General features: G+C 63.6%; 25 protein-coding genes. 10 read left to right on the top strand and 15 right to left on the bottom strand.

Features of this window, described 5'->3' with window-relative positions; translation table 11 throughout:
* Window positions 1-74: 74 nt before the first annotated feature.
* Window positions 75-1,463, bottom strand: coding sequence for a cation-efflux pump (locus ACTUWL_RS04000; protein ID WP_021082049.1), 1,389 nt, complete (start codon window positions 1,461-1,463; stop codon window positions 75-77).
* A 794-nt stretch (window positions 1,464-2,257) separates the two neighbouring features.
* Here ACTUWL_RS04000 and ACTUWL_RS03995 point away from each other — a divergent pair.
* Window positions 2,258-2,836, top strand: a complete 579-nt coding sequence (locus tag ACTUWL_RS03995; RefSeq protein WP_146160337.1) for a hypothetical protein — start codon at window positions 2,258-2,260, stop codon at window positions 2,834-2,836.
* An 89-nt stretch (window positions 2,837-2,925) separates the two neighbouring features.
* On the opposite strand, the gene ACTUWL_RS03990 is transcribed toward ACTUWL_RS03995, so the two are convergent.
* The gene (locus tag ACTUWL_RS03990) at window positions 2,926-3,744 is read right to left on the bottom strand and encodes a L,D-transpeptidase (protein ID WP_106940132.1); all 819 of its coding nucleotides are present in this window, start codon (window positions 3,742-3,744) and stop codon (window positions 2,926-2,928) included.
* A 397-nt stretch (window positions 3,745-4,141) separates the two neighbouring features.
* On the opposite strand from ACTUWL_RS03990, the gene ACTUWL_RS03985 reads away from it, so the two are divergent.
* Window positions 4,142-4,636: a septal ring lytic transglycosylase RlpA family protein gene (locus tag ACTUWL_RS03985; protein ID WP_199196588.1), complete on the top strand. Its 495-nt coding sequence runs from the start codon at window positions 4,142-4,144 to the stop codon at window positions 4,634-4,636.
* 87 nt (window positions 4,637-4,723) lie between these two features.
* Here ACTUWL_RS03985 and ACTUWL_RS03980 read toward each other — a convergent pair whose 3' ends face one another.
* The 9 genes from ACTUWL_RS03980 to ACTUWL_RS03940 form a co-directional block, all read right to left on the bottom strand.
* Window positions 4,724-5,692 carry a zinc-binding dehydrogenase gene (locus tag ACTUWL_RS03980; RefSeq protein WP_021082053.1) on the bottom strand — a complete coding sequence of 323 codons (969 nt, stop codon included), beginning with the start codon at window positions 5,690-5,692 and terminating at the stop codon, window positions 4,724-4,726.
* A 64-nt stretch (window positions 5,693-5,756) separates the two neighbouring features.
* Entirely contained in the window at window positions 5,757-6,749 is a 993-nt protein-coding gene (locus ACTUWL_RS03975) for an alpha/beta hydrolase family protein (RefSeq protein WP_021082054.1), read from the bottom strand.
* Window positions 6,750-6,845: 96 nt separating this feature from the next.
* A complete protein-coding gene (locus ACTUWL_RS03970; RefSeq protein ID WP_021082055.1) occupies window positions 6,846-7,841 on the bottom strand; it encodes an NAD(P)H-dependent flavin oxidoreductase in 996 nt (331 codons plus the stop codon).
* Between the two features lie 235 nt (window positions 7,842-8,076).
* Window positions 8,077-8,511 (bottom strand): CBS domain-containing protein, encoded by a 435-nt coding sequence (locus tag ACTUWL_RS03965; protein WP_021082056.1) that lies wholly within the window; start codon window positions 8,509-8,511, stop codon window positions 8,077-8,079.
* Window positions 8,512-8,810: 299 nt separating this feature from the next.
* Window positions 8,811-10,127, bottom strand: coding sequence for an oxalate/formate MFS antiporter (gene oxlT, locus ACTUWL_RS03960; protein WP_021082057.1), 1,317 nt, complete (start codon window positions 10,125-10,127; stop codon window positions 8,811-8,813).
* A gap of 247 nt (window positions 10,128-10,374) precedes the next feature.
* Window positions 10,375-11,670: an oxalate/formate MFS antiporter gene (gene oxlT / locus ACTUWL_RS03955; protein ID WP_021082058.1), complete on the bottom strand. Its 1,296-nt coding sequence runs from the start codon at window positions 11,668-11,670 to the stop codon at window positions 10,375-10,377.
* A 23-nt stretch (window positions 11,671-11,693) separates the two neighbouring features.
* Window positions 11,694-11,849, bottom strand: coding sequence for a hypothetical protein (locus tag ACTUWL_RS03950; RefSeq protein WP_158267753.1), 156 nt, complete (start codon window positions 11,847-11,849; stop codon window positions 11,694-11,696).
* 77 nt (window positions 11,850-11,926) lie between these two features.
* Entirely contained in the window at window positions 11,927-12,079 is a 153-nt protein-coding gene (locus ACTUWL_RS03945) for a hypothetical protein (RefSeq protein WP_021082059.1), read from the bottom strand.
* Between the two features lie 271 nt (window positions 12,080-12,350).
* The gene (locus ACTUWL_RS03940; RefSeq protein ID WP_106940115.1) at window positions 12,351-12,857 is read right to left on the bottom strand and encodes a DUF2147 domain-containing protein; all 507 of its coding nucleotides are present in this window, start codon (window positions 12,855-12,857) and stop codon (window positions 12,351-12,353) included.
* A gap of 134 nt (window positions 12,858-12,991) precedes the next feature.
* Between ACTUWL_RS03940 and ACTUWL_RS03935 the strand changes: the two genes are divergently transcribed.
* Both ACTUWL_RS03935 and ACTUWL_RS03930 read left to right on the top strand, forming a co-directional pair.
* The gene (locus ACTUWL_RS03935; protein ID WP_021082061.1) at window positions 12,992-13,549 is read left to right on the top strand and encodes a DUF2975 domain-containing protein; all 558 of its coding nucleotides are present in this window, start codon (window positions 12,992-12,994) and stop codon (window positions 13,547-13,549) included.
* Window positions 13,550-13,559: 10 nt separating this feature from the next.
* Window positions 13,560-13,802, top strand: coding sequence for a helix-turn-helix domain-containing protein (locus ACTUWL_RS03930; RefSeq protein WP_021082062.1), 243 nt, complete (start codon window positions 13,560-13,562; stop codon window positions 13,800-13,802).
* Window positions 13,803-13,835: 33 nt separating this feature from the next.
* Here ACTUWL_RS03930 and ACTUWL_RS03925 read toward each other — a convergent pair whose 3' ends face one another.
* The 4 genes from ACTUWL_RS03925 to ACTUWL_RS03910 form a co-directional block, all read right to left on the bottom strand.
* Entirely contained in the window at window positions 13,836-14,819 is a 984-nt protein-coding gene (locus tag ACTUWL_RS03925; RefSeq protein ID WP_021082063.1) for a cysteine synthase A, read from the bottom strand.
* Window positions 14,820-15,053: 234 nt separating this feature from the next.
* Window positions 15,054-16,331: a formyl-CoA transferase gene (frc, locus tag ACTUWL_RS03920; RefSeq protein ID WP_021082064.1), complete on the bottom strand. Its 1,278-nt coding sequence runs from the start codon at window positions 16,329-16,331 to the stop codon at window positions 15,054-15,056.
* 63 nt (window positions 16,332-16,394) lie between these two features.
* Window positions 16,395-18,125 carry an oxalyl-CoA decarboxylase gene (gene oxc, locus ACTUWL_RS03915; RefSeq protein WP_021082065.1) on the bottom strand — a complete coding sequence of 577 codons (1,731 nt, stop codon included), beginning with the start codon at window positions 18,123-18,125 and terminating at the stop codon, window positions 16,395-16,397.
* Between the two features lie 90 nt (window positions 18,126-18,215).
* A complete protein-coding gene (locus ACTUWL_RS03910) occupies window positions 18,216-18,911 on the bottom strand; it encodes a GntR family transcriptional regulator (RefSeq protein ID WP_051346457.1) in 696 nt (231 codons plus the stop codon).
* Window positions 18,912-19,128: 217 nt separating this feature from the next.
* On the opposite strand from ACTUWL_RS03910, the gene ACTUWL_RS03905 reads away from it, so the two are divergent.
* The 6 genes from ACTUWL_RS03905 to ACTUWL_RS03880 all read left to right on the top strand — a co-directional run bounded on the left by ACTUWL_RS03905 (window position 19,129) and on the right by ACTUWL_RS03880 (window position 24,244).
* The gene (locus ACTUWL_RS03905) at window positions 19,129-21,258 is read left to right on the top strand and encodes an acetate--CoA ligase family protein (RefSeq protein ID WP_021082067.1); all 2,130 of its coding nucleotides are present in this window, start codon (window positions 19,129-19,131) and stop codon (window positions 21,256-21,258) included.
* 139 nt (window positions 21,259-21,397) lie between these two features.
* On the top strand, window positions 21,398-22,195 hold the full coding sequence (locus ACTUWL_RS03900; RefSeq protein ID WP_021082068.1) for a sterol desaturase family protein: 798 nt from the start codon (window positions 21,398-21,400) through the stop codon (window positions 22,193-22,195).
* Complete coding sequence (locus ACTUWL_RS03895) at window positions 22,182-22,556, top strand: hypothetical protein (protein WP_021082069.1); 375 nt, start codon at window positions 22,182-22,184, stop codon at window positions 22,554-22,556. The genes ACTUWL_RS03900 and ACTUWL_RS03895 overlap by 14 nt, the downstream gene beginning before the upstream one ends.
* Window positions 22,557-22,568: 12 nt before the next feature.
* A complete protein-coding gene (locus ACTUWL_RS03890) occupies window positions 22,569-22,766 on the top strand; it encodes a hypothetical protein (RefSeq protein WP_021082070.1) in 198 nt (65 codons plus the stop codon).
* Window positions 22,767-22,794: 28 nt separating this feature from the next.
* Complete coding sequence (locus tag ACTUWL_RS03885) at window positions 22,795-23,103, top strand: DUF6166 domain-containing protein (protein WP_021082071.1); 309 nt, start codon at window positions 22,795-22,797, stop codon at window positions 23,101-23,103.
* A gap of 31 nt (window positions 23,104-23,134) precedes the next feature.
* A complete protein-coding gene (locus ACTUWL_RS03880) occupies window positions 23,135-24,244 on the top strand; it encodes a Zn-dependent alcohol dehydrogenase (protein WP_021082072.1) in 1,110 nt (369 codons plus the stop codon).
* The last annotated feature ends 59 nt before the right edge of the window (window positions 24,245-24,303 follow it).

The raw sequence follows: 24,303 nt of genomic DNA, 5'->3' as shown, positions 1-24,303 counted from the left end.
ATGCGAAATAATTCTTGCTCAAAACAGAATCAGCAGGCGCAAAGTGAGTCCGAAAGGGGAACGGCTCCGTAGAATTACGCGCGCGCCGGTTCAGCGTGACTGATCACGCGCTTCACGGTCGGGAACGCGCGGCGCAGTTTGCGTTCGATCTCGTCGACGCTTTCGTGCACCTTGATCACACTCATCGTAGGCGCGGCTCGGCAATGGAAATTGACGACCTCGCCGGCGTCGGTGTTGCGGACCCGCACGTTGTGAATGTCGTGGATCGCGCCGCCATCGGCAAATCCGGCCAGCGCGGTCTTGATTGCTTCGACGCGATCGGCCGCGGCGTCGGTTCCCCACGGCAGTTCCGGCTGGAGCGGCTCGATATGGGTGTCGACCTCGACGTCCTCGCCGAAATCCTCGCGGATCGCGCGCTCGAGCTCATGGGCGATATCGTGCGCGGCGTCCAGTGCCATGTCGCTGTCGAGCTCAAGGTCGATGCCGACGATCAGCTTGCCGTCGATGTCATGGACGGTGACGTGGTGGATGGCGAGGCCGGAATTGCGTGCGATCACCATGATGCGCTCGCGCACGCTCTCGTTGTCGCGCGCCACCGGCACCGCGGTGAAGGTGAGGTCGGCGTCGCCGAGCGCCTTGTTCACCGCCTCCTGCGCCCGGCGCTTGATGTCCTCGACGCGGTCGATCGGGTAGGTGCGCGGCACTTTGGCGATGGCATCGATGAAGTGCGTCGCGCCGACCATGCGGACCCGCAGGCGGTCGACGTCGACCACGCCGGGCACGGCCTTGATGGCGGCGGTGGCCTTGTCCTGCGCGCCTTCCGGCGCGCGGTCGAGCAGGGTCTCGACCGTCTCCCGCGCCATGCGCAGGCCGAGCAGGGCGATCATCACGGCGACCGCGATCGCCGCCGCGGCGTCGCCCCACCAGAAGCCGAGGCCGGCCAGCACCAAGCCGACGATGACGGCGGTCGAGCCCATCACGTCGGAAGCAAAATGCAGCGCGTCGGCGGCAAGCGCCTGGCTCTTGGTGTCGCGCGCGGCACGATGCAACGCGCGGGCACGCCACAGATTGACGCCGATATCGAGGAGGAGAACGATGAACGGAATTGCGGAGATCGACGGCGGCGGCGCGCCTTCGCGCAAATGGCTGTAGGCCTGCACCAGGATGCCGCCGGCTAGCACGTAGAGCATGGCGATGACGCCGAGCGCCGAGACGCTCTCGAACTTGCCGTGGCCGTAATGATGCTCGGCATCGGCCGGCTGGTCCGATACCCGCACCACCGCCCAGGTGATGATGGTGGCGACCAGGTCGATCGAGGAGTGCAGCGCCTCCGAGATCAGCGCCAGCGATCCGATGGCGATGCCGACGACGAATTTCGCGACCGCCATGCTGCCGCTGGCAAGGATCGAGATCGCGGCGACGGATGTCTTGGTCGATGATGTGCTGGTGTTCGAAGAGGTCATGGGCGGCGGTGTAGCAGGCGGACGGTGAACATCAAGTGTCAGTCGTCGTTCGTCACGCGCAATCGCAACTCACTTGCAAGAGCGTCTCTTAGTCGTGGAGTTGTTGCGAACTATTCCGAATCTCAAGACGTGCACTGCGCAAGCTCATCGGCCGTACGTGTTTGCGCCAATCACGCCGTCGTCCTGGCTCTCGCCAGGACGACATTGCGCGATACTGCGCGCCATCATTACGCACCTGTCTCCGGTGTCATCGCCCGCGTTCGCGGGGGCGAGGGATTGACGGATTTTTCTGAGTTGCCCGTCGTGTCGAATTGGCAACAATCCTCATCACCGCAAGAGGGCGATCCCGCTTATCACAGGACGTCAAGCACGCTATCTTGCCATTGCTTGGACAAGAATAAGCGGGAGGCTGGGGCCCTGACGGGTACCGAGCGGCAGTCTCGGATGACATTGGACGGAAGAGGGACAGGCCAATGAACTCCACACCCACTCCGAATGCGGCTGAGCCGGGTGAGGGCCCGGCCGCGAGCGCCGACGAACGGCTCGCTGAAGCCCAAAGGGAGATCGCTCGCGCTGACGAAGAGCTCACGCGCTTGAGTGAGCGGCTCGCCAAGATGGAGCGCGACGCTGCGCCCCCGCCGCGGGCACCATCGCCGCCGTCGGCCGAACCTGTCCCGCCTTCGGTCGGCCCTGCTGCTTCGTCCGGACCTGCTCCGTCCGGAGTTGCTTCGTCCAGACCCAGCCCGCAATCATCGTCGGGAAGGCCGGCTTTCCGGGCCCTTGCCGCCTTGTCGATGGTGGCGTGTGTCGTTGTCGCAGTCCTCGCCTCGCAGTCGTCCTATGGTGCGAGAGCCAAGCTGGTTGTCGCCCGCTGGGTGCCGCAGCTCGCTTCAGCGCCATCATCGCGTCCGGATGATCCGCCGCTTCCCGCGCCGCGCGCTGCATCTGCCCTTCAAGTTGCCGCGGCGGAGGCCGCTCCACCGCAACCGGCGCCGGCGCCTACGACCGCGACGCCGGAGGCTGCACCGAAGGCGACGCAGGACGCCGCGCCGCAAACTCCTGCGGCGCCTCCGGAGCAAACCGAACTGCTGAAGACCATCGCGCGCGATCTCGCGAACGTGCAGCGAAACATCGACCAGCTCAAGGCGGAGCAGCAACAAACGGCCCGCGAGAGCTCAAAGGCCATCGAGGAGCTCAGGGCAAGCCAAGAGGAATTGAAGCGGGCGCTGGCGAAGGTTTCCGAGCAGAAGACGTCAGCGCCTCCGGCGCAGCCGGCTCCCGCCCCGCGCAAGCCCCAGCGGACATATGAGCCGCCCTACGCAAGGGCGCCGCCTCGCATGCCGCCAAGGGAGTGGCTCTACGACGACTGGTAGCGGTCGACGCGGCGATCATCGGATCGCACCGGAGCACCCGTGATGATCGTGAAGCGCCCCTCGATCGGGTGATGCGACCGGGAGGGACATCATGAACGTTGTGACGGCGATGCCTGGTCCGGTGTTTGGAAGGCGGCGTCGGGCGGCGCTCCCTGGGATGGTCGACGGGCGGCGGTTGCCGGCAGCACGATCACTTTCGCTCCGACCTTCACCCGCTCGTAAAGGTCCATGACGTCGTCATTGGTCAGCCGGATGCAGCCGGACGAGACCCGCTTCCCGATCGTATCGGGCTTGTTGGTGCCGTGAATTCTAAATTCGGTCTCGCCCAGATACATCGCCCGGGCGCCAAGCGGATTTCCGGGACCGCCTGCCATGAACCGCGGCAGATAAGGCTGGCGCGAAATCATCTCCGCAGGCGGACGCCAATCCGGCCATGCTGTCTTGCGGGCCACGGTCTGTTCGCCGGACCACGTGAAGCCTTCGCGGCCGACACCGATGCCGTAGCGCAATGCTTGCCCGTCGTTCAGAACGAGATAGAGGAATGTGTTCTCGGTATCGATGACGACGGTGCCTGGCGTCTGGTGACTGACATAGTCGACCACCTGCCGATCAAGTCTTGCGGGTGCGACAGCGGATTTTGGTGTTTCGACCCGAGGCGCCGGGGTCGAGATGGGAGCCGCGACAGGAACCGGCACTGGTATGTGAACGGGAGTTGGTGTGCGAGCTGGAGCTGGAGCCGACAGCGCCAGGGCTTGATGCGCGGTCGATCTTTTTGTCGGTTGAACGCTCGTCGGGCGAGACAGCAAGGCGTAGCCCAATGCGGCGGCGGCCATGACGCCAATTGCGACTCGTCCGGCCACCGGTAGTGCGAGCGTCTCCGTCTTCGCACGTTTTGCCCGCTTTGCCATATCTTTCCCCAAGTCCCTGTGCCTGGACGAGTTACCCAGCAAATTCTAACAAACTGCGAAGCGGGTTTGCCTCGGCTGGAAGTCGTTAAGCATCGTTAACGCCAGCAGGCTAACCCGCTCAACGGACTCGATCGAGCTGGTGCGGAAAGTGACGCCGATATGCTTTTCACGCGCTGTCGAAGGAGATCCGTTCAGTCATGTTGCTGACGCAATCTCTGTCTTAACCGGGCGAGAACCAAAAACACTGTGTGGGACCGCCGCGGTTCCCACAATGGTTCCGTCGCCGGAACTGGCACGAAGCCGCAAAGAGCTGGCCCCGAGTTAACGCCTCCACGCTTACCCGGCCACGTGTTGCGGAATCGGGAACCAACGATCCAGAAAAATCAGTCAAGGAGTTATGATGCTGTTCGGCTCGAGCGCCGCAATTTGCGGCGCCGTAGTTGCGCTCGCTATTTTTGGCCGCGCTGCTGGAAGTGAAATCGGTGCGGTTCATTCAAGCGTCGTCGTCGATGCCGCTTGTGGAGATGCGATCGTCGGCGCAGCATCCATGTACAATCCGTTCGAGCCCGGCAAGGAAGAGGGCGGTCCGAGCACAGCCTCCGGCGAGCGCTATGATCGCTCGGTCTGGGCGGCTGCCATCAAGACGAGCCTGCGTCGGAAGTTTGGTGGGGTCCAATTCGGCGCGAGGCCGAAATATGCCCTGGTCGAGGCTGTCGGCAAGAAGGTCATCGTCAAGATAAATGATGTGGGGCCGCTTAGGCCTGGCCGCATCATCGACCTCAATGAGCGGACGATGCGCTATTTCGATCCGAGTCTGGAACGCGGGGTCATTAGCGACGTAAGAGTTAGCCCGCTCGCGGGGGATTATTGGACTCCCGGACCGGTCGGTTGAACGTCGCACGCGAACGAGCCGAGCTGAGCGGCGGCTGCAGCCGCCGCCGGACTGCGCTTCGTCGACTGATCCGCCCTCCACGCCACGCTACAGCGTCACCACGATCTTGCCGAGGTGCTTGTTGGCTTCCATGTGCTCGAAGGCCTTGCCGATGTCGGCGAATTTGTAGACCTGGTCGATCGGCAGCTGCAGCTTGCGCGCCTCGACCGCGGGCCAGATGTCCTTGCGCACCTCCTCGAAGATCTCTCTGATCTCCTCGATCGAGCGGGTGCGGAAGGTGACGCCGATATACTGGATGCGGCGCGCCGCGTGCAGGTCGAAATTGAAGTCGCCATGGGTGCCGCCAAGCCGGCCGACATTGACGATGCGGCCCTTGACCTTGGTCGCCTTCAGGTTCTGGTTGGCGACTGATCCGGAGACCTGATCGACGATCAGATCGACGCCTTCGCCACCGGTCGCCTGCAATACCTGATCGACCCAGGCGGGATCTTTGGAATCCACCGCGAGATCGGCACCGAATTCCGTCAAGCGGCCGCGGCGCATCGCATCGGTCGAGGAGCCCACGACGAGCCTGGCGCCCTTCAGCTTTGCGATCTGCATCGCCATCAGGCCGACGCCGGAGCTCGCGCCCTGGATCAGCACAGTCTGGCCAGGCTGCAATGCGCCGTTGGTCACGACGGCGTTGTGCATGGTGGCGAGCGCGACGGGCAGGGTCGCGGCCTCTTCGAAGTTCATGTTCGACGGTGAACGAAACAGTCTGCCGTGATCGGCGAGCGTGTACTCGGCGAATGCCGCGCCGCCGGAGCCCATGATCTTGTCGCCGACCTTGACGCCCTTAACATTGGGCCCGAGTTCGGCAACCTCGCCGGCCCATTCCATGCCGAGCACGGTGCCGACGCCGCCGGCCGCGCCATGGGCGTGGCCCTTGGTCATGCCGAGATCGGCGCGGTTCAGCCCGCAGGCGTGGACCTTGACCAGCACCTGCGTGCCCTTAGGGACGGGTCTTGCGACGTCGGTGATCTCGGGGCCGTTGGCTCCGTAGACATAAGCTTTCATGAGGTTCTCTCCAGCTGTTGGCCGAGGCGTGTCGCAAGGCACGTCGCGCACTTGTTGATTGATGTCAGGGCTGGTGAACGTCCAGCTGCTTGCGGAAGAAAGCGAGCATGGCAGCGTTCAATTCGCTATGGAACGCAACGCGGTCGAAGCCCGGCCGGTCCGTGCAGATCTTAGGCAGCTTGGCCGCCAGAGTTGCCGAGCACGGCGCCAGGAACACGAAATGCCCGGCGTTGCGGACCACGTGATCATCCGTCTTGATCGGCAGTGCCTGGTTGATCGCCGCGACATAGCCGGGATTGATCTCGGTGATCTTGTCCTCGCCGCTGAGCTCGGAGGCCCAGAGCTGGATCGGGATCGTCACGTCCTTCAAGGCGTCCCGATCGAACAGCGGACCGAATGCCGGATCGGCGATCACCATCGCCTTGACGCGCGGGTCGTGCACGATCGCCTGCGTCGGCAGCGCGTTGCGTCGCAATTCCTCGCAGCTCGGCTTGGGGTAGGGCACGTCGCAGAAGGCCGTCGCCTTGCTGATGTCCGGATTGGCACCGGCGACGATGAGCCCGGTGTAACCGCCGCGGGAAAAGCCGAAGAAGCCGATCTTGCCGGGATCGAGCTTGGTGCGATCCGGCCATGCGTCGAGCATGTAGTCGACCGCCCGCTTGATGTCGGCGGAACGCTCGACGAGCGCGGCAAGCGTATTGGCCCGGCTCATGTCGCCTGCGCCGGTGTCGACGGGATGATTGACGGCGACCACGACGAAGCCCGCATCGGCGAGCGTCTCGGCGGTGTCATGCTGATCGGTGAAGCCGCCGCCGAAACCATGCGAGGTCAGGACCAGCGGCAGCTTTTCGCCCACGACGGGGCAGTTCGCTGTTCCAGGTAGCGTCGTGGTCGCCAGCTTGACCTCGCCCGCCGGAGCGGCGCAGGGCGACCACACCGCAATCTGTAGCGGTTCGGCTCCGTCCGTCTTCACCTTGATGAGCCGCAGACCGGCCGCGTGGGCGCACGCGGCCGAGAGGCAAAACGCGGCCGCAACGGCCGCCTGAAACAGACGCATGCAAACCCCCGCTGGAGCGGTTTTGGTTCCGATTGAATCAGAACCGAAGCTCTAGCTTTTATTTTGACGCGTTGTCTTTACACGAACCGGTGTCCGCTATTCGGCAGCCTGGCGCTTGGCCCCGGACATCATTGCCTCCAGCCGTTCGCGAATGATCGCTTCCGCCTCGTGCACGATGCGCGAGATGAGCTCGGCGCAGGACGGGATGTCGTGGATCAGGCCCTGCACTTGGCCGGCTGACCAGATGCCCTCGTCGGCATCGCCGGTCGCGTAGACCATCTTGCCGCGGGCGCCGGCGACCAGCTCGCGGACGTCCTCGAACTTGGCGCCCTCCTTCTCCATTTGCACCACCTTGGTCGAGATCGCGTTCTTGGCGACGCGCGAGGTGTTGCGCATGGTGCGGAAGATCAGCTCGGTCTCACGCTCGTCATTGGCGACGATGCGTTCCTTCACCAGCTGATGGATCGGGCTTTCCTTGGTGCACATGAAGCGCGTGCCCATGTTGATGCCTTCGGCGCCGAGCGCGAGCGCGGCGACCAGGCCGCGGGCATCGCCGAAGCCGCCGGAGGCGATCATCGGGATCTTCACCTTGTCGGCGGCGGCCGGAATCAGGATCAGGCCGGGGGTGTCGTCCTCGCCGGGATGGCCGGCGCATTCGAAGCCGTCGATCGAGATCGCGTCGGCGCCCATCCGCTCGGCGGACAGCGCGTGGCGCACGCTGGTGCATTTATGCAGCACCTTGACGCCGTGCTTCTTGAACTCGTCGACATGCTCCTGCGGCTTGTTGCCGGCGGTCTCGACGATCTTGATGCCGCTTTCGATGATGGCCTGGCGATACTCGGCGTAAGGCGGCGGCTTGATCGCGGGCAGGATGGTGAGGTTGACGCCGAACGGCTTGTCGGTCAGCTCGCGGCAACGCGCGATCTCCTTGCGCAGATCGTCCGGCGTCGGCTGCGTCAGCGCGGTGATCATGCCGAGCGCGCCGGCATTGGCAACGGCGGCAACCAGCTCGGCGCGGCCGACCCATTGCATGCCGCCCTGCACGATCGGGTGGTCGACGCCGAACATCTCGGTGAAGCGTGTCTTGATCATTCTGCCCTCGTTTCCATCGGAATATTCCGCGACGCGGACGGCCGCGCACGGTGTTGTTTTTGGATGTCGAGGGAAGGATGCAGTCCTGTCCGGCAAATGTCTACCGGTGACCTGCGACGCGCCCATGCGGAAATGACGGGGTGCTGGGGTCAGGCGAGGGCGGGCACAATTTTCGTTGGCTACTCAGGCGCCGGTGATCACACGCAGCGCCTGGCCAATGACGCTGGAGTAATTGTTACGCCGGCACGGCGTCCTTCTTCGACGCGGCGGTCTCCTCGTCGAACGCGGCCGCGATGTCGCGCATGCTGACGACGCCGATCAGGCTGTAATTGTCGATCACAGGCACGTGGCGAATGTGGTGCTTGGTCATCAGATGACGGATGTGCTCGAGCGTGTCGCTCGATGTGCATGAGACGAGCTGCTGTACCGAGACCAGTTGCGAGACCTTCATGCCGGCACCGGCCGCGCCGTGCTCGGCGATCGCGCGCACCACGTCGCGCTCGGTGAACATGCCGACCGCGGTGTTGCCTTCAGTGCGAACGACATCCTTGACCACAAGCGCGCTGATATTGCTGGCGCGCATCAGCTGCGCGGCGATCGCCACGGTTTCGTTCATGCGAACCGTCGCTACGCGAGGGGTCTTCTTGCGCAGGATATCTCCGACTTGCATGGCAACCTCCTTTGGGTCATCGAGGACAGAATTCTGGTATACAAAATACCAATTGTCAACCGAGGTGTTGGCGGAATCTATCACCAGGGAACAGCTTAAATAGGCAGGTTTGCTGACGTTTCGAACAATTGTGAGCGGTCGTGAGCTCCTCAGCCGATCGGCAGTTCTAGGCTCCATGGTATCTGGTATCTCTGTATGCGCCAAAAGAAAGAGGCGCACCGAAGTGCGCCTCGATCAGTTCGACGGGACATCACAAACCGGGCGGTCTCGGTCAGACCGTCACGATCACGCCGTCTCCGTCACGCCGTTTTGGCGCCCGGCGCAGTCTCGGTTGCTGCGGCGGCCTCATTGCCGTTGATGAACGTACGGCGCATCGGCTTGATCACGAGCAGCGCCATCAGCGCCGCGGTGGCGTTGAGCGCAACCGCGATCACGAACACCGCCTGCCAGCCATAGTTGGCCGCAACGATGCTGGCGGCCGGCACCAAGAGCGCCGCGGTGCCCTTCGCGGTGTAGAGCATGCCGTTGTTGGTGGTCGCGAATTTCGCGCCGAAGGTGTCGCCGCAGGTCGCCGGGAACAGCGAGTAGATCTCGCCGAACACGCCGAAATAGACCGCGGTCGCCAGCACGAACACCAGCGGGTTGTGGCCCCAGGTCGACAGCGTCAGCAGCATCAGCGCGCCGGTGCCGAACGCGATGAACATGGTGTGCTCACGGCCGATATTGTCGGAGACCCAGCCGAAGAACGGCCGTCCGAAACCGTCGAAGATGCGGTCGAGTGAAATCGCAAACGTCAGCGCCGCCATCTGGAAGCCGGCGAGCGAGACCGGCGTTGTGGCGATCTTGTAGTCGTGCGCGATCGGTGCGATCTGCGCCGCCGCCATCAAGCCGCCGGAGGCGACCATCACGAACACCAGATACATGACCCAGAAGATCGGGCTGCGCAGCACCTGCGGCGGCGTGAAATCGACCTTGGTCTGCGGCAGGTTGAGCTGCTTCTTCTTCGGCGGGATCGCGACGGTGGGCGGCTGGATGAAGAAGGCGAGGACGAAGACGATCAAGCCCTGTCCGATGCCGAAATCGAAGAAGGCGGCCTGATAGCCGCTCGCGGCGATCATGTTGGCGATCGGCACCACGGTCAGCGCGGCGCCGGCGCCGAAGCCGGCCGCGGTTGCGCCGGCGGCAAGGCCGCGCCGATCGGGAAACCACTTCAGCGCGTTGCCGACGCAGGTGCCGTACACCGCGCCCGCGCCGATGCCGCCGATCACGGCGGCGGTGTAGAGCAAAGTGAGCGAGTCCGCATAGGAGTTCAGCACCCAGGCGAGCGCGATCATGATGCCGCCGAACATGATGACGAGCCGCGGACCGTATTTGTCGACGAACCAGGCCTCGACCGGCACCAGCCAGGTCTCCGTCACCACGAAGATCGTGAAGGCGAACTGGATGGCGGCGCGGCCCCAGTGATGCGCGCCGTTGATCGGGTCGACGAACAGCGTCCAGCCGTATTGCAGGTTGGCGATCATCGCCATGCACACGATGCCCATCATGAGCTGCAGCCAGCGGAAACCACTCGATGAAGCTTGTGCTTGTGTTGCGGCGGCATTGCTGGAAACCATCAAATCCTCCCGAGCGCGCTGGTGTTCTTGTGACCCAGTGTCGCAATTGTTGTGGCGTATCGTCGCAAGCTCGGCGGATGTTGGTATACTATATTCCAGAAAGCAAGCCTGTCGTTCTGCTGCGTCGCAGCAAAACTGGCATACGACGCGCCGGTTCGCTCCCATTCGAACTCCTGCCGGACGCCGAAAATGACGACGCCCGGCGTTCAGCCGGGCGCTTTCGTCAGCAGCAGCGTCGCGCGTTGCACTAAGCCATCGCCGCCGATTTCTCGACCACGATTTTCCGCCACGGTTTGAGCACCGCGATTGCTAGCAGCGAGGCGAGGATGTTGGCGCCCGCGGCGATGACGAACACATTGTCCCAATGGCCCGACGTCTGCTGCATGTAGTTGGCGATCGGCACCAAGAGCGCCGCGGTGCCTTTCGCGGTGTAGAGCAGGCCCGCATTGGTGGTGGCGAACTTGGCGCCGAACGTGTCGGTGCAGGTCGAGGGGAACAGCGAGTAGATCTCGCCCCAGGCAAAGAACACGAAGCCCGAGAGCAGCACGAACCAGATGGGATCGTGACCCCAGAGATAGAGCATCCAGATGCCAAAGCCTTCCATGCCGAACGCGATGAACATCGTGTTTTCGCGGCCGATCATGTCGGAGATCCAGCCGAAGAACGGACGGGTCAGGCCGTTGAGCACGCGGTCGATGGTCGCGGCGAAGGTCACCGCCGTCATGGTCATGCCGATCAGCGTCACCGGAACGCTGTCGACCTTCCAGTCGACCGCGATCGGCTTCAGGTTCGCCGTCACCATCAAGCCGCCGGCGCCGACGATCACGAACATGAAGTACATCAGCCAGAAGATCGGCTGCCGCAGCACTTCGGTCGGCTGATAGTTGCGCCTAGTCTGGATCAGCTTGGCGTTCTGCACCACCTGCGGCACTTGCCCGGCCTTCGGCGCGAGCAGGAAGAAGGCGAGCAGCACGATGATGATGCCCTGGCCGAGACCGAAATAGAGGAAAGTGGTCTGGAAGCCGGAGTCCTTGATCATCGCCTGGATCGGCGCCACCGTGAGCGCGGAGCCCGCGCCGAAGCCGGCCGCGGTGATGCCTGCCGCCAGCCCGCGCTTGTCGGGAAACCATTTCAGCGCATTGCCGACGCAGGTGCCGTAGACGCCGCCGGCGCCGATGCCGGCGATGATCATGCCGAGATAGTAGCCGTTCAGCGAGGTCGCCTGCGCGTTGATCGCCCAACCGATCGCGCAGAGAATGCCGCCGATCAGCACGACGAGGCGCGGACCGTATTTATCGACGAACCAGCCCTCGACCGGCACCAGCCAGGTCTCGAACAGCACAAAGAGTGTGAAGGCCCACTGGATCGATGCACGATCCCATCCAAACGTCTTCTGGATGTCGGGGACGAAGAACGTCCACCCGTATTGATAGTTTGCGATCATCACCATCGCGGCGACGCCGATCGCGAGTTGCGTCCAGCGATAGGCGTCGCTGACGCGCGCGGCCGCGGGGGCCGCCGTTGCCTGAACCATGTCCGACATTCATCCTCCCAGTGCGCGCTTTGTCATTCTGCTTGTGGCGCGGCGCGATCATCTTGGTATTCGATATGCCAAGGTTCAAGCTGGCGCAGGGGCAGCGTGCGCATATGCCGCAGAAGACTCAGCAGCTGCGCGAACACTAGTTCGGCGCGCAAAAAAATGGCCCCGGAAATCGGGGCCATTGGTCGAAGGTTCAATGTCAGGTCGCATCTTGCAGCGAAACGCGCGCGCGCTTGAGTGCGACGGGAATCCCCGTGTGTCAGAGGCCGAAGCGCGGCAGGTCGCCGTTGCGGTTGGAGATCTCCGCGCTCTTCATCAGCAGGCGGTCGATCGTGGCAAGCAGACGGCCGAACAAGGAGGAAGAGGGCGCGAGCGCGATGGCAGTGGTCTTGATGGCAGTGGTCTTGGACATTGACGTCCCCTTTGGCTGGAGGCCGGCAACAAGCCGCCTTATCGTCTGCAGCCAAATTATGTATACCAGATGCCACATGCAACGAGCTTGTTTGCATAGCAGCATGCGGTACTGTGCATTGCAGCAAAATGGGCCGATTGGCATCCCAGATTGATCGGAGGCCCCCAACCCGGGGACTGCCGTCAGAAAGAAAGGCCGCCCAAATGGGCGGCCTTGAGTGACTGGGTTTGCGTTTCTTCTTGGCCGGTGGAAGGGTCGGGGCCAGATCCCTTCACCGCGTCCAGTCTTCGCCCGCGCACAGCGATCCCATGCAGCCGCGGACGTTCAGCGTGCCCGACGACACCAGCGTCACCGAGCTCTCATAGGTCTTGCCGTCGTCGGCGTTGTAGATCCGGCCCGCCCATTTGTTCGGGCCTGCCGGCTGCATGTTGATGAACAGCGAGATGCCCATCACCGGCCGGGTCCGCTGCGCGGGATCGGCATTCTTGTCGTCGAGCTGCGGCTTGCCGGTGGCCTTGTCGGTCGGCTCCTTCAGCCAGACGACGCGGCCGCACAGCGCGGCGCCGCAGCGATGGACCTTGATCCTGGCGTCGCCGGACTGGGTCAGCCAGACGCCTGCCGGATCGTTGGCCCTGTCGATGGCTTTGGCGGCGTCGGCGGTGCCGCCGAGCAGCGGGATGTGGAACGCGGCCACGATCAGGCGGCGGGCAAGGTGAGCATGGATCAGCTGCTTTAAGGCCCAAAGCGGGCCGTCGTGGTCTGGAATTACTATCATCATCCACCTTCTTCATGAAAAATTTCATGATAAACATGAAATAAATCACGTTTTAGGTTGAGTCAACAACATTACCAAGGCATGATGCATCCCAGCCGTAATGGCCTGTTTGGCAAAATTTTTTTCGGGTGGGTGCGATGGGGATATCGGTGCGTGAGCAGCGCCAGCTTTGGTTTCGAAGGCTCGATCGGGCGTTCTGGGTGATCTGGGCCGCGCTGCCGGTGGTGCTGTGGCTGGCCTATCAGCGCACCATCACCGCCTCGGCCACGATCGCCGAGAGCCTCACCGGCGAGCAGGCGAAATGCGCCGCCATCGTCGCCAACCCGCTCGCCATGTCGGCGAAGGGCCAGGTGCTGTTCTGGTCGCTGTTCGCGCTTGGGGTATCGTTTTACGCGGTGCTGATCGGCATCCTTCATCGCATGGTCAACCGATTCGCCAATGGGCGGATCTTCGTGTCCGAAACGCTGCAAGGTGTCTGGTGGATGGGGATCTTCCTGGTGGTCTGGCCGTTTGTGGATACGATCACGACCATTGCGGTGAGCTATGCCCTGTACCAGCTCGGCGACATCAAGTTCTTCCTGCCGAGCTACGGCGTCGACGTCAGCACCGTCGCCGGCGGCGTCTTCCTGATGGCGCTGAAATTCGTGATCGAGCACGCCATCCTGTTGCAGTCCGAAAACGACCTGACGATCTGAGGTGATGCCGGTGCCCATCGTGGTGAACCTCGACGTCATGCTCGCAAAGCGCAAGCGCCGCCTCGGAGACCTTGCCGACGCGATCGGCATCTCGATCCAGAACCTGTCGATCCTGAAAACCGGCAAGGCCAAGGCGATGCGTTTCTCGACACTGTCGGCAATCTGCCGCGAGCTGGACTGCCGGCCGGGGGATATTTTGGAATATGTGCCGGGTGATGAGGGCGGGGACAGCCAGAGCGGTGAGGGCGGTTGATTGGAGGCGCGATTCCCGCGCGCCGACGGCCTCTCAACTCATCCAGCGCGGCAGCGGCAGATTCTTCTTGCGCAGGAAATCCGGATTGAAGAGCTTGGACTGGTAGCGTTGGCCGCCGTCGGCGAGGATGGTGACAATGGTCTTGCCGGGGCCGAGGTCGCGCGCAAGCCGCATCGCTCCGACGATGTTGATCGCACTCGAGCCGCCCAGCACCAATCCCTCATGTTCGATCAGGTCGAACAGGACAGGGAGCGCCTCCTCATCCGTGATTTGGTAGGCGATGTCGATCGGCGCGCCTTCGAGGTTCTTCGTCACGCGGACCTGACCGATGCCCTCCGTGATCGAGTCGCCTTCCGTCGTCAGTTTGCCCTTGGTGAACCAGTTGTAGAGGGCGGCGCCCATCGGATCGCTGAGCGCAATTTTGACGTTCGGATTGCGTTCCTTGAGGGCGCGCGCCACGCCGCCCAGGGTGCCGCCGCTGCCGACGGCGCAGGTGAAGCCGTCGATCCTTCCGTCGGTCTGCTGCCAGATCTCGCGGCCGGTTGTGCGATAGTGGCCGTCGCTGTTGGCGACGTTGTCGAATTGGTTCGCCCAGAATGCGCCGAGTTCCGCGGCGAGGTGCGCGGAATAACGCGCATAGTGGCTCGGATCGGAATAGGGAACGGCGGGTATCAGGCGCAGATCGGTGCCGTAGAGCCGCAGCAGGTCCTGCTTCTCCTGACTTTGGGTGTCGGGCATCACGATCACGGAACGATAGCCGCGTGCATTGGCCACGAGCGCAATGCCGATGCCGACATTGCCGGCCGTGCCTTCGACGATGGTGCCGCCCGGCTCGAGCAGGCCGCGCTGCTCGGCGTCGTTGATGATCGCGAGGGCTGCCCGATCCTTGATCGAGCCGCCAGGATTGAGGAATTCCGCCTTGCCGTAGATGTCGCAACCGGTGGCTTCCGATGGCCCGCGGAGCTTGATCAAGGGCGTGTCGCCAATCGCATCCAACAGACCCGCGCGAATAGTCATGGTGCCCCACCCCTCGTTTGCTCGGCTATCTTAGGCGGCGCTCCTCAGCATGTTGGTGCTGTTCTTGCCGCGAATTGGGAGGCATTTGTATCGTTTGTGGTGCAACAGCGGTGGTTTCGTTCTCTTGAGCGGTCGAAAGGCAATCCGTGCAGAGCGTGCCGCTGCGTTTCCTCCCTGCAACAAAAATGGCCGCGGTTGCCCGCGGCCATTCGTGGTCTTGATTGCGCGCAGCCCTTACTCCGCCGCCTGCTTCCTCGGCGGATCGAGCGCGCCGGAATCGTGGATCTCCGCGACCTGATGATCGGAGAAGCCGAGCACCTCGCGCAGGATCTCGTCGGTGTGCTCACCGAGCAGCGGCGAGCGGGCGACTTCGCTCGGCGAATCCGACAGCTTGATCGGGTTGCCGACCGAGAGATACTTCCCGCGGGTCGGGTGATCGACTTCGACCACGGTGCCGGTCGCGCGCAGCGACTGGTCCTCGGCGAGTTCCTTCATCGACAGGATCGGGCCGCAGGGGATGTCGTCCTTGTTGAGGATCTCCATCGCCTCGAATTTTGTCTTCGTCATCGTCCACTGTTCGATGCGGGCGAAGATCTCGTTGAGGCGCGGCAGGCGGGCCGGCGGCTTGGCGTAGTTCGGATCGGTCTTCCAGGAGGGCTCGCCGATCACGTCGCAGATCTTCTCCCAGACCGGGGCCTGGGTGATGAAGTAGATGTAGGCGTTCGGGTCGGTCTCCCAGCCCTTGCACTTCAGGATGCGGCCGGGCTGGCCGCCGCCGGAATCGTTCCCGGCGCGCGGCACGGCATCGCCGAACGGGATGCCTTCGCCGAACTGGCTGTATTCCTTGAGCGGGCCGTGGGCGAGGCGCTGCTGGTCGCGCAGCTTGACGCGCGACAGGTTCAGCACGCCGTCCTGCATCGCCGCGGTGACGCGCTGGCCCTTGCCGGAATGGGTGCGATGATAGAGCGCGGTGACGATGCCGAGCGCGAGGTGGAGGCCGGTGCCCGAGTCGCCGATCTGCGCGCCGGTGACGAGCGGCAGGCCGTCGCGGAAGCCGGTGGTCGAGGCGGCGCCGCCGGTGCACTGCGCGACGTTCTCGTAGACCTTGCAGTCTTCATACGGGCCGGGGCCGAAACCCTTGATCGAGGCGACGATCATCTTCGGGTTGATGGCGTGGATCTTCTCCCAGGGAAAGCCCATGCGATCGAGCACGCCGGGCCCGAAATTCTCGACCAGCACGTCGCACTGCTTGATCAGCGCGGTCAAGACTTCCTTGCCCTTCGGGTTCTTGGTGTCGAGCGTGATCGAGCGCTTGTTGTGGTTCAGCATGGTGAAATACAGGCTGTCCACGTTCGGAATGTCCTGCAGCTGGCCGCGCGTGATGTCGCCGACGCCGGGGCGCTCGACCTTGATCACGTCGGCGCCGAACCAGGCCAGCAATTGCGTGCAGGTCGGGCCCGACTGGACGTGGGTGAAATCGAGAATGCGAACGCCCTTGAGCGCCTTGGTCATAATGTTTTGCTCCGTACTCTGGTCTGCCCCTGCACCCGCAGGGAGTGAAGTGGGTTTGAGGGGTTACTTCTTCTTCAAAACGCTCTGCGGATTGAGGTTGCCGATGCGGCCGCTCTCCGAGCCCGCCGCCGGATCGATCACCGCGTTGATCAGGGTCGGCTTGCCGCTATCCAGCGCCGCATTGACCGCACGCTTCAGCTCGTCGGGCGAGGTGGCGTTGACGCCGACGCCGCCGAAGGCCTCCATCATCTTGTCGTAGCGCGAGCCCTTGACGAACACGGTGGTCGCCGGATCGTCGCCGGCGCTGTTGACGTCGGTGCCGCGATAGATGCCGTCATTGTTGAAGATCACGACGCAGATCGGCAGCTTGTAGCGGCAGATGGTCTCGACCTCCATGCCCGAGAAGCCGAACGCGCTGTCGCCTTCGACCGCGAGCACCGGCAGGCCGGTCTCGACCGCGGCAGCGATCGAATAGCCCATGCCGATGCCCATCACGCCCCAGGTGCCGACGTCGAGCCGCTTGCGCGGCTTGTGCATGTCGACGACGCCGCGGGCGAGGTCGAGCGTGTTGGCGCCCTCGTTGACGAAGATGGTGTCGGGGCGTTCCGCGATGATGGCGCGGAGCGCGCCGAGCGCACCGTGATAATCCATCGGCGAGGCGTTGCTCATCAGCTTCGGCGCCATCTTGGCGACGTTGTCGTCGCGCTTCTTCGCGACGGTCGCGAGCCAGTCGTTGGGTGCCGCAGTCCAGTTCGCGCCCATCGCATCGAGGAACGCGGAGACGCAGGAGCCGATATCGCCGACCACGGGGGCGACGATCTCGACGTTGGAATCCATTTCCTTCGGCTCGATGTCGATCTGGATGAACTTCTTCGGAGCTTCGCCCCAGGTCTTGCCCTTGCCGTGCGAGAGCAGCCAGTTGAGGCGGGCGCCGATCAGCATCACGACGTCGGCTTCCTTCAGCACGGTGGAGCGTGCCGCACCCGCGCATTGCGGATGCAGATCGGGCAACAGGCCCTTCGCCATGCTCATCGGCAGGAACGGCACGCCGCTCTTCTCGACGAAATTCTTGATCGCCTCGTCGGCCTGCGCATAGGCGGCGCCCTTGCCGAGGATGATCAGCGGACGCTTCGCGCTCTTCAGGACGTCGAGCGCGCGCTTCACCGAAGACGGGGAGGGGATCTGCTCGGGCGCTGCGTCGATCACCTTGACCAGCGACTTCTGGCCGGCATCGGCGTTCATGACCTGGCCGAACAGTTTTGCCGGCAGGTCGAGATAGACGCCGCCCGGACGGCCCGACACCGCGGCGCGGATCGCGCGCGCGAGGCCGATGCCGATGTCCTGGGCGTGCAGCACGCGGAACGCCGCCTTGCACAGCGGCTTGGCGATCGCGAGCTGGTCCATCTCCTCATAGTCGCCCTGCTGCAAATCGACGATCTCGCGCTCGGACGAACCCGAGATCAGGATCATCGGGAAGCAGTTGGTGGTGGCGTGCGCCAGTGCGGTGAGGCCGTTGAGGAAGCCGGGCGCCGACACCGTCAGGCAGACGCCGGGACGCTTGGTCAGGAAGCCGGCGATCGAGGCCGCATAGCCGGCGTTCTGCTCGTGGCGGAACGACAGCACGCGAATGCCCGCCGCCTGGGCCATGCGGCCCAGGTCCGTGATCGGGATACCCGGCACACCATAGACGGTGTCGATGCCGTTGAGCTTGAGCGCATCGATGACGAGGTGAAAGCCATCGGTCAGCTCTTGCTCGGTGCCCGGTGCCTCGGACTTTGTAGCGGTATTCAGCATCGGCATCGTCTCCCTGATCGTTCTTTGGTTCGGACGATCTGATCGTCGTCTGAAGCGGGTGTGGACTCTCAAACTTACGTGAACAGCTCTCTACGTGAACAACTCTTGGCCATGGGCCTCGACATAGGCGGCAAGGCCGAGCGTGTGATCGCGCGCGCGCTTTTCGGCGAGCTCGGTGTCGCGCGCTTCCAGCGCCTCGATGATTCCGAGATGCTCGGGCAGCGAGGTCGCGGTGCGGTCCTTGCGGCCGATGGTGAGCTGGCGATAGCCGCGCACATGCAGCAAGAGGTCGTTGGTGAGGTCGACCAGCACGGGCGATTCCGACAGCGAGATCAGCGCCTGGTGGAAGGCGATGTTGGCCTTGGAATATTCCTCGACGTGATCCTGCGGCAGCCGGTCGTCGCTGAAGTCCTTGAAGAAGTCGCGCAGCGACGAGATGTCCTTCTTGCGCGCGGTGGTCGTGATCAGGCGCGCCGCCATGCTCTCCAGCGCCGCCCAGGCGCGGATCATGTCGACGATCTCCGCCTTGGTGCGGCGGACCACGACGATGCCGCGGCGCGGCACGGTCTTCACGAAACCGTCCTGCTCGAGCATCGCGATCGCTTCGCGGATCGGCGTGCGGCTGACGCCGAGACGCTCGGACAGTGCGCGCTCGTCGAGCATCACGGGCTCCGGCGTCGCGTAGATGTCCATCTTCAGGATCGCTTCCTTCAAGGCTTCATAGGCCTTGTTCTTGAAGCTCGTCTCGGGCGCGATCCGGACGATGGCGATATCTGTGTCAGCCATGGTGGGCGACGCCTTGGTCTGTTTCGGTTCTGGCACGACTCGTCTCCTCCTCTTGGAGACGTCTTCTTAGCAGAAGAAATCACCCTAGATTTTTGGCATGCCAAATACCAGAATGTCAAGCCGCCCTTATTTTTCGGACTTTTTGATCGTCGACCGATCTTGACAATTACGTTTTTGGCATACCAAATGCCACAAAATTTGTCCCAGGAGAAAGCCGATGTCAAATTCCAAGGATGCGGTCCGCAAGATTCTCGATGCGGTCAGGGCCGACAAGCGCACGAGCCTCACCGCCCCCGAAGGCAAGGTGGTTTGCGACGCCTACGGCATTCCGGTGCCGAAGGAGGGCGTTGCCAAGTCCGCGGCCGAGGCCGCCCGGATCGCCTCCGACATGGGTTTTCCGGTCGTGATGAAGATCGTCTCGCCCGATATCCTGCATAAGACCGAGGCCGGCGGCGTGGTGGTCGGCGTCAAAAGCGCGGCCGATGCCGAGAAGAGCTACGAGACCATTCTCGCCAACGCCAGGAAGTACAAGGCCGATGCCAAGATCGAGGGCATCCAGGTCCAGCAGATGCTGGGCGGCGGCACCGAGGTGATCGTCGGTTCGATCACCGACGGCTCGTTCGGCAAGCTGGTCGCCTTCGGCCTCGGCGGCGTGCTGGTCGAGATCCTCAAGGACATCACCTTCCGCCTCGCGCCCGCGACCAAGGACGACGCGCTGTCGATGCTCGACGGCATCCAGGCGCACGAGATGCTGAAGGGCGTGCGCGGCGGCGAACCGGTCAATCGCGAGGCGCTCGCCGACGTCATCGTCAAAGTGTCGCAGCTGGTCAGCGATTTCCCGGAAATCGTCGAACTCGATCTCAATCCGGTGTTCGCCACCAGCAAGAACGCGATCGCCGCCGACGTCCGCATCGTCGTCGACTTCGACTACAAGCCGCGCCCGGCGCCGCGTCCGACCGAGGAGATCGTCGCCGCGATGAGCCGCATCATGCAGCCGAAGGGCGTAGCTGTCATCGGCGCCTCCGCCGAGGACGGCAAGATCGGCAATTCGGTGATGAAGAACCTGATCAACGGCGGCTACAAGGGTGAGATCTATCCGATCCATCCGAAGGCGGAAGAGATTTTGGGCTACAAGGCCTACAAGAGCGTCAAGGACGTGCCCGGCGTGATCGATACGGCTGTTTTCGCGATCCCCGCGAAATTCGTCGCCGGCGCGCTCGCCGAATGCGGCGAGAAGAAAATCCCCGGTGCCGTGCTGATTCCCTCGGGCTTCGCCGAAGCCGGTGCGCCGGAATTGCAGGCCGAGATCGTCGAGGTCGGCAAGAAGTACAACATCCGCCTGATGGGGCCGAACATCTACGGCTTCTACTACACGCCGGCCAATCTCTGCGCGACCTTCTGCACCGCTTATGACGTCAAGGGCCATGCGGCGCTGTCGTCGCAGTCGGGCGGCATCGGCATGGCGATCATCGGCTTCTCGCGCTCGGCCAAGATGGGCGTCTCGGCAATCGTCGGCCTCGGCAACAAGTCCGACATCGACGAGGACGATCTGCTCGCCTTCTTCGAGCAGGATCCTAACACCAACTTGATCGCGCAGCACTGCGAGGACCTGAAGGACGGCCGCGCCTTCGCGGAGGCCGCCAGGCGCGTCTCCAAGAAGAAGCCGGTGATCGTGCTGAAGGCCGGCCGCACCTCGGCGGGTGCGAAGGCTGCGTCTTCGCACACCGGCGCGCTCGCCGGCAACGACAAGATCTATGAGGACGTGTTCAAGCAATCCGGCGTGATCCGCGCCCGCTCGCTCCGGCAACTGCTCGAGTTCGCCCGCGGCGTGCCGGTGCTGCCGACGCCGAAGGGCGAGAACGTCCTGATCATCACCGGCGCCGGCGGCTCCGGCGTGCTGCTGTCTGACTCCGTCGTCGACAACGGCCTGTCGCTGATGCAGATGCCGCCGGACCTCGATGCGGCGTTCCGCAAGTTCATCCCGCCGTTCGGCGCGGCCGGCAATCCTGTTGACATCACCGGCGGCGAGCCGCCGATCACCTACGTCAACACCGTGAAGCTCGGCCTGTCGGACGAGCGCATTCACGCGCTGATCCTCGGCTATTGGCACACCATCGTGACGCCGCCGATGGTCTTCGCCCGCAACATGGTCGAGGTGAAGAAGGAGATGGAGGCCAAGGGCTTCGTCAAGCCGATCGTCGCCTCGCTCGCCGGCGACGTCGAGGTCGAGGAGGCCGCCGAGTACCTGTACCAGAACGGCATCCCGGCCTACGCCTATTCGACCGAACTGCCGGTCGAGGTGCTGGGCGCCAAGTACAAATGGGCCCGCGGCGCGGGGCTGCTCTGATCGTCTGATCAGCCGGAGACCAAAAGCCGCCTCGGAGATCGTCCGGGGCGGCTTTTTCATTGCACCATCCGGCGCGCCGCGCCGGCTTGCCTTCCGCATCTGATGTGCTACTGATATGTCAGATGAGACGGAGGAAGCGATGGAGTTGGCTGCAACAGGAATGACCGACCGCCAGCGCAAGTATCGCGCGACCTACCGCGAGCGGGTGGTGGGCTGGTACAATGGTTGGCTGCATGTCGTGCTGATCTACACGATCGGGTTCACGGCGCTGTACGTCTACCTGGCCAATCTGCACGACGTGAAATGGTGGGAATACCTCACCATCCCGGTGGTCTTCCTGATTGCGAATTTCTTCGAATGGGCGGTGCATCGCTTCGTCATGCACCGGCCCTCGAATGTGCCGCTGCTGCGCGCGATCTACAGCCGCCACACGCTGATGCATCATCAGTTCTTCACCGAGGAGGAAATGCGCTTCGCCGATCATCACGATTGGCGCGTCACCTTCTTTCCGCCCTATGCGCTCGTGGTGTTCACCCTGATGTCGATCCCGCCGGCGATCGTGGCCGGGCTCGTGATCTCGGCCAATACCGGCTGGCTGCTGATCACGACGACCACGTCGATGTACCTGATCTATGAATTCATGCACTTCTGCTGCCACGTCGAGGAAAACGCCTTCGTGCGCAACATGCCCTTCGTCAACACCATCCGCAGGCATCATACCGCCCATCACAACCAGTCGATCATGATGGAGCGGAACATGAACCTGACCTTCCCGGTGATGGACTATGTGTTCGGCACCTCCGATCTCAATCGCGGCCTGCTTGGCCACGTCTTCAACGGCTACAGCACGCGCTACGTGAAGACCGACATGCGACGGACGGCGCGGACGCCGCGGGTCGTGGTGAAGGAGCGATCGGTGCCGCATGCCGCAGCTTGAACCCAATCTCGCCGGCCTCGCCTGGTTCGGGCTGCTGTGGAGCGTGTGCTGCATCGGCTTCCTGCAGCTGGCCGGGATGTATCCGCTGCGCCGGCGTACCGTCCTGCCGGTGACGATGACGACGATATTGTGGGCGATGCTGCTCGCCGGCACGCTGGCATTCGCCCTGGTGGAGCTGCGCTGGACCACCATCATTGTGGTGGGCGGTGTGCTGTTCCTGTTCCTGCCCGAGCTGTTTCAGGCGCTGCCGGAATGGTGGCGCGACGGACGGGCGGGATTGCGGCTGTCCTGTTGCGCCATGATCGCAGCGCTGGCGCTGCTGATCGGCGTGGCTGCGCCGTCGTTTCACATCTGGACCTGAGGGGACGTTTCGATGCCAAGCCACATCAAGCTCATGTTGTCGCTGGCCTGCCTCGCCACCGCGGCCTGCGGATACTTCTTCATGGTCCATCTGGGGCAGCAGGGACCGAGCTACGCGGTCGCCTTCCTCGGTGTGTTCGCCACGGTCGCGATGTGGATCTTCCCCGAGGTCGTCAAGAAGGACTTCAAGATGCGTCCGCCGGGGTCTTGATGTGATGCTGCAGCACGGAGAGGATCCGATGGCGAACTATACCGGAGACCGAACCATCGACGGCATTTCCGTCCTGGTCGACGGCGCGCCGCTGTCACCGCATTACGACCAGCTTCGTCTCACCGAACACGGTTTTGAGTGGAGCTATGAAGGACCCGAGCCGGCACAGCTGGCCTTCGCGCTGCTCTATGATCACCTGCACGACGCCACGGTCGCAAAGGCGCTGTATGAGAGCTTCATGCGGCGCATCGTCGCCAACTTCGACAATGAATGGGAGCTCTCCTCGGCCGATCTCGATGAGGCGGTGGCGGCACTGCGGTCCGGACAAACGGCCTGACCCCCTGATTTCTCCACGAGAGAATTTTGAGATGACGCTGACCTGTCGTGCCGCGGTGCTGCATCAAAGCGGAACGCCGCTCTCGATCGAGCGCGTTACGCTGGCGCCGCCTTCGCCAACCGATGTGGTGGTGAAGGTGCGTGCGGCGGGGCTCTGTCACACCGATCTGGAGGTGATCGACGGATCGCTGCGTTATCCCCTGCCGATGATCCTCGGGCACGAGGCGGCCGGGGTGGTCGAACAGGTCGGCAGCGCGGTGCGTGACGTCCGCATCGGCGACCACGTCATCCTGTCATGGAACCCGCATTGCGGACACTGCTTTCAGTGCGACCGCGCGCAGCCGATCCTGTGCGAGACCTATCTCGCCAGGGGTCTGGAAGGCGTGCATTTCGACGGTACGTCGAAGGCGCAACTCGCGGGCGGCGGCGGCCTGGCGCATCTGATGTTCCTCGGCGCGTTCTCGGAATATGTCGTGCTGCCGGCGCAACAGGCAATCGTCGTGCCAAAGGAGATCCCGTTCGACCGTGCATGCCTGATCGGTTGCGGTGTCATGACCGGCGTCGGCGCCGCGCTGAATGTCGCCGAGATCTGTCATGGCGATACCGTGATGATCACCGGCTGCGGCGCGGTCGGGCTTGCGGCGGTGCAGGGCGCCCGGCTCGCCGGCGCCGGTGCGATCATCGCGGTCGATCTCGACGACGCGAAGCTTGCGCTGGCGCGACAGCTCGGCGCGACGCACGACGTCAACGCGGCACGCGAGGACCCGGTCCAGATCGCGAAGGCGGCGACGCGCGGGCGCGGCGCCGACGTCATCCTCGAGGCGGCGGGCCATCCACTGGCGTTTCGGCAAACCGCGGAGGCGGTGCGGCCGGGCGGCGAGGTGATTTGGCTCGGCAAGATCGACGTCACGCAGGACGTGAGCTTCCGCTGGGGCGCGTTGATGGGCGAGAAGCGTTTCCGTCGCTCGAGCTATGGCGGCGCGCGGCCGCGGCGCGACTTCCCCTTGCTGGCGCAGGCCTATCTCGACGGCCGGCTCAAACTCGACGAACTGATCACCGGTCGCTGCTCCCTCGACGGCATCAATGATGGCTTCGAGGCGTTGCGGCGCGGCCGGTCGATCCGCACGGTCGTCGAATTCTGAATTATGAAGCATGATCCGGGAAAGTGAACCCGGTTGTCCGAAAGGATCATGCTAAAAAA

It is taken from the genome of Bradyrhizobium sp. WCU1 (genome assembly GCF_053474805.1).
This window is presented reverse-complemented; position numbering and strand designations above follow the sequence as displayed.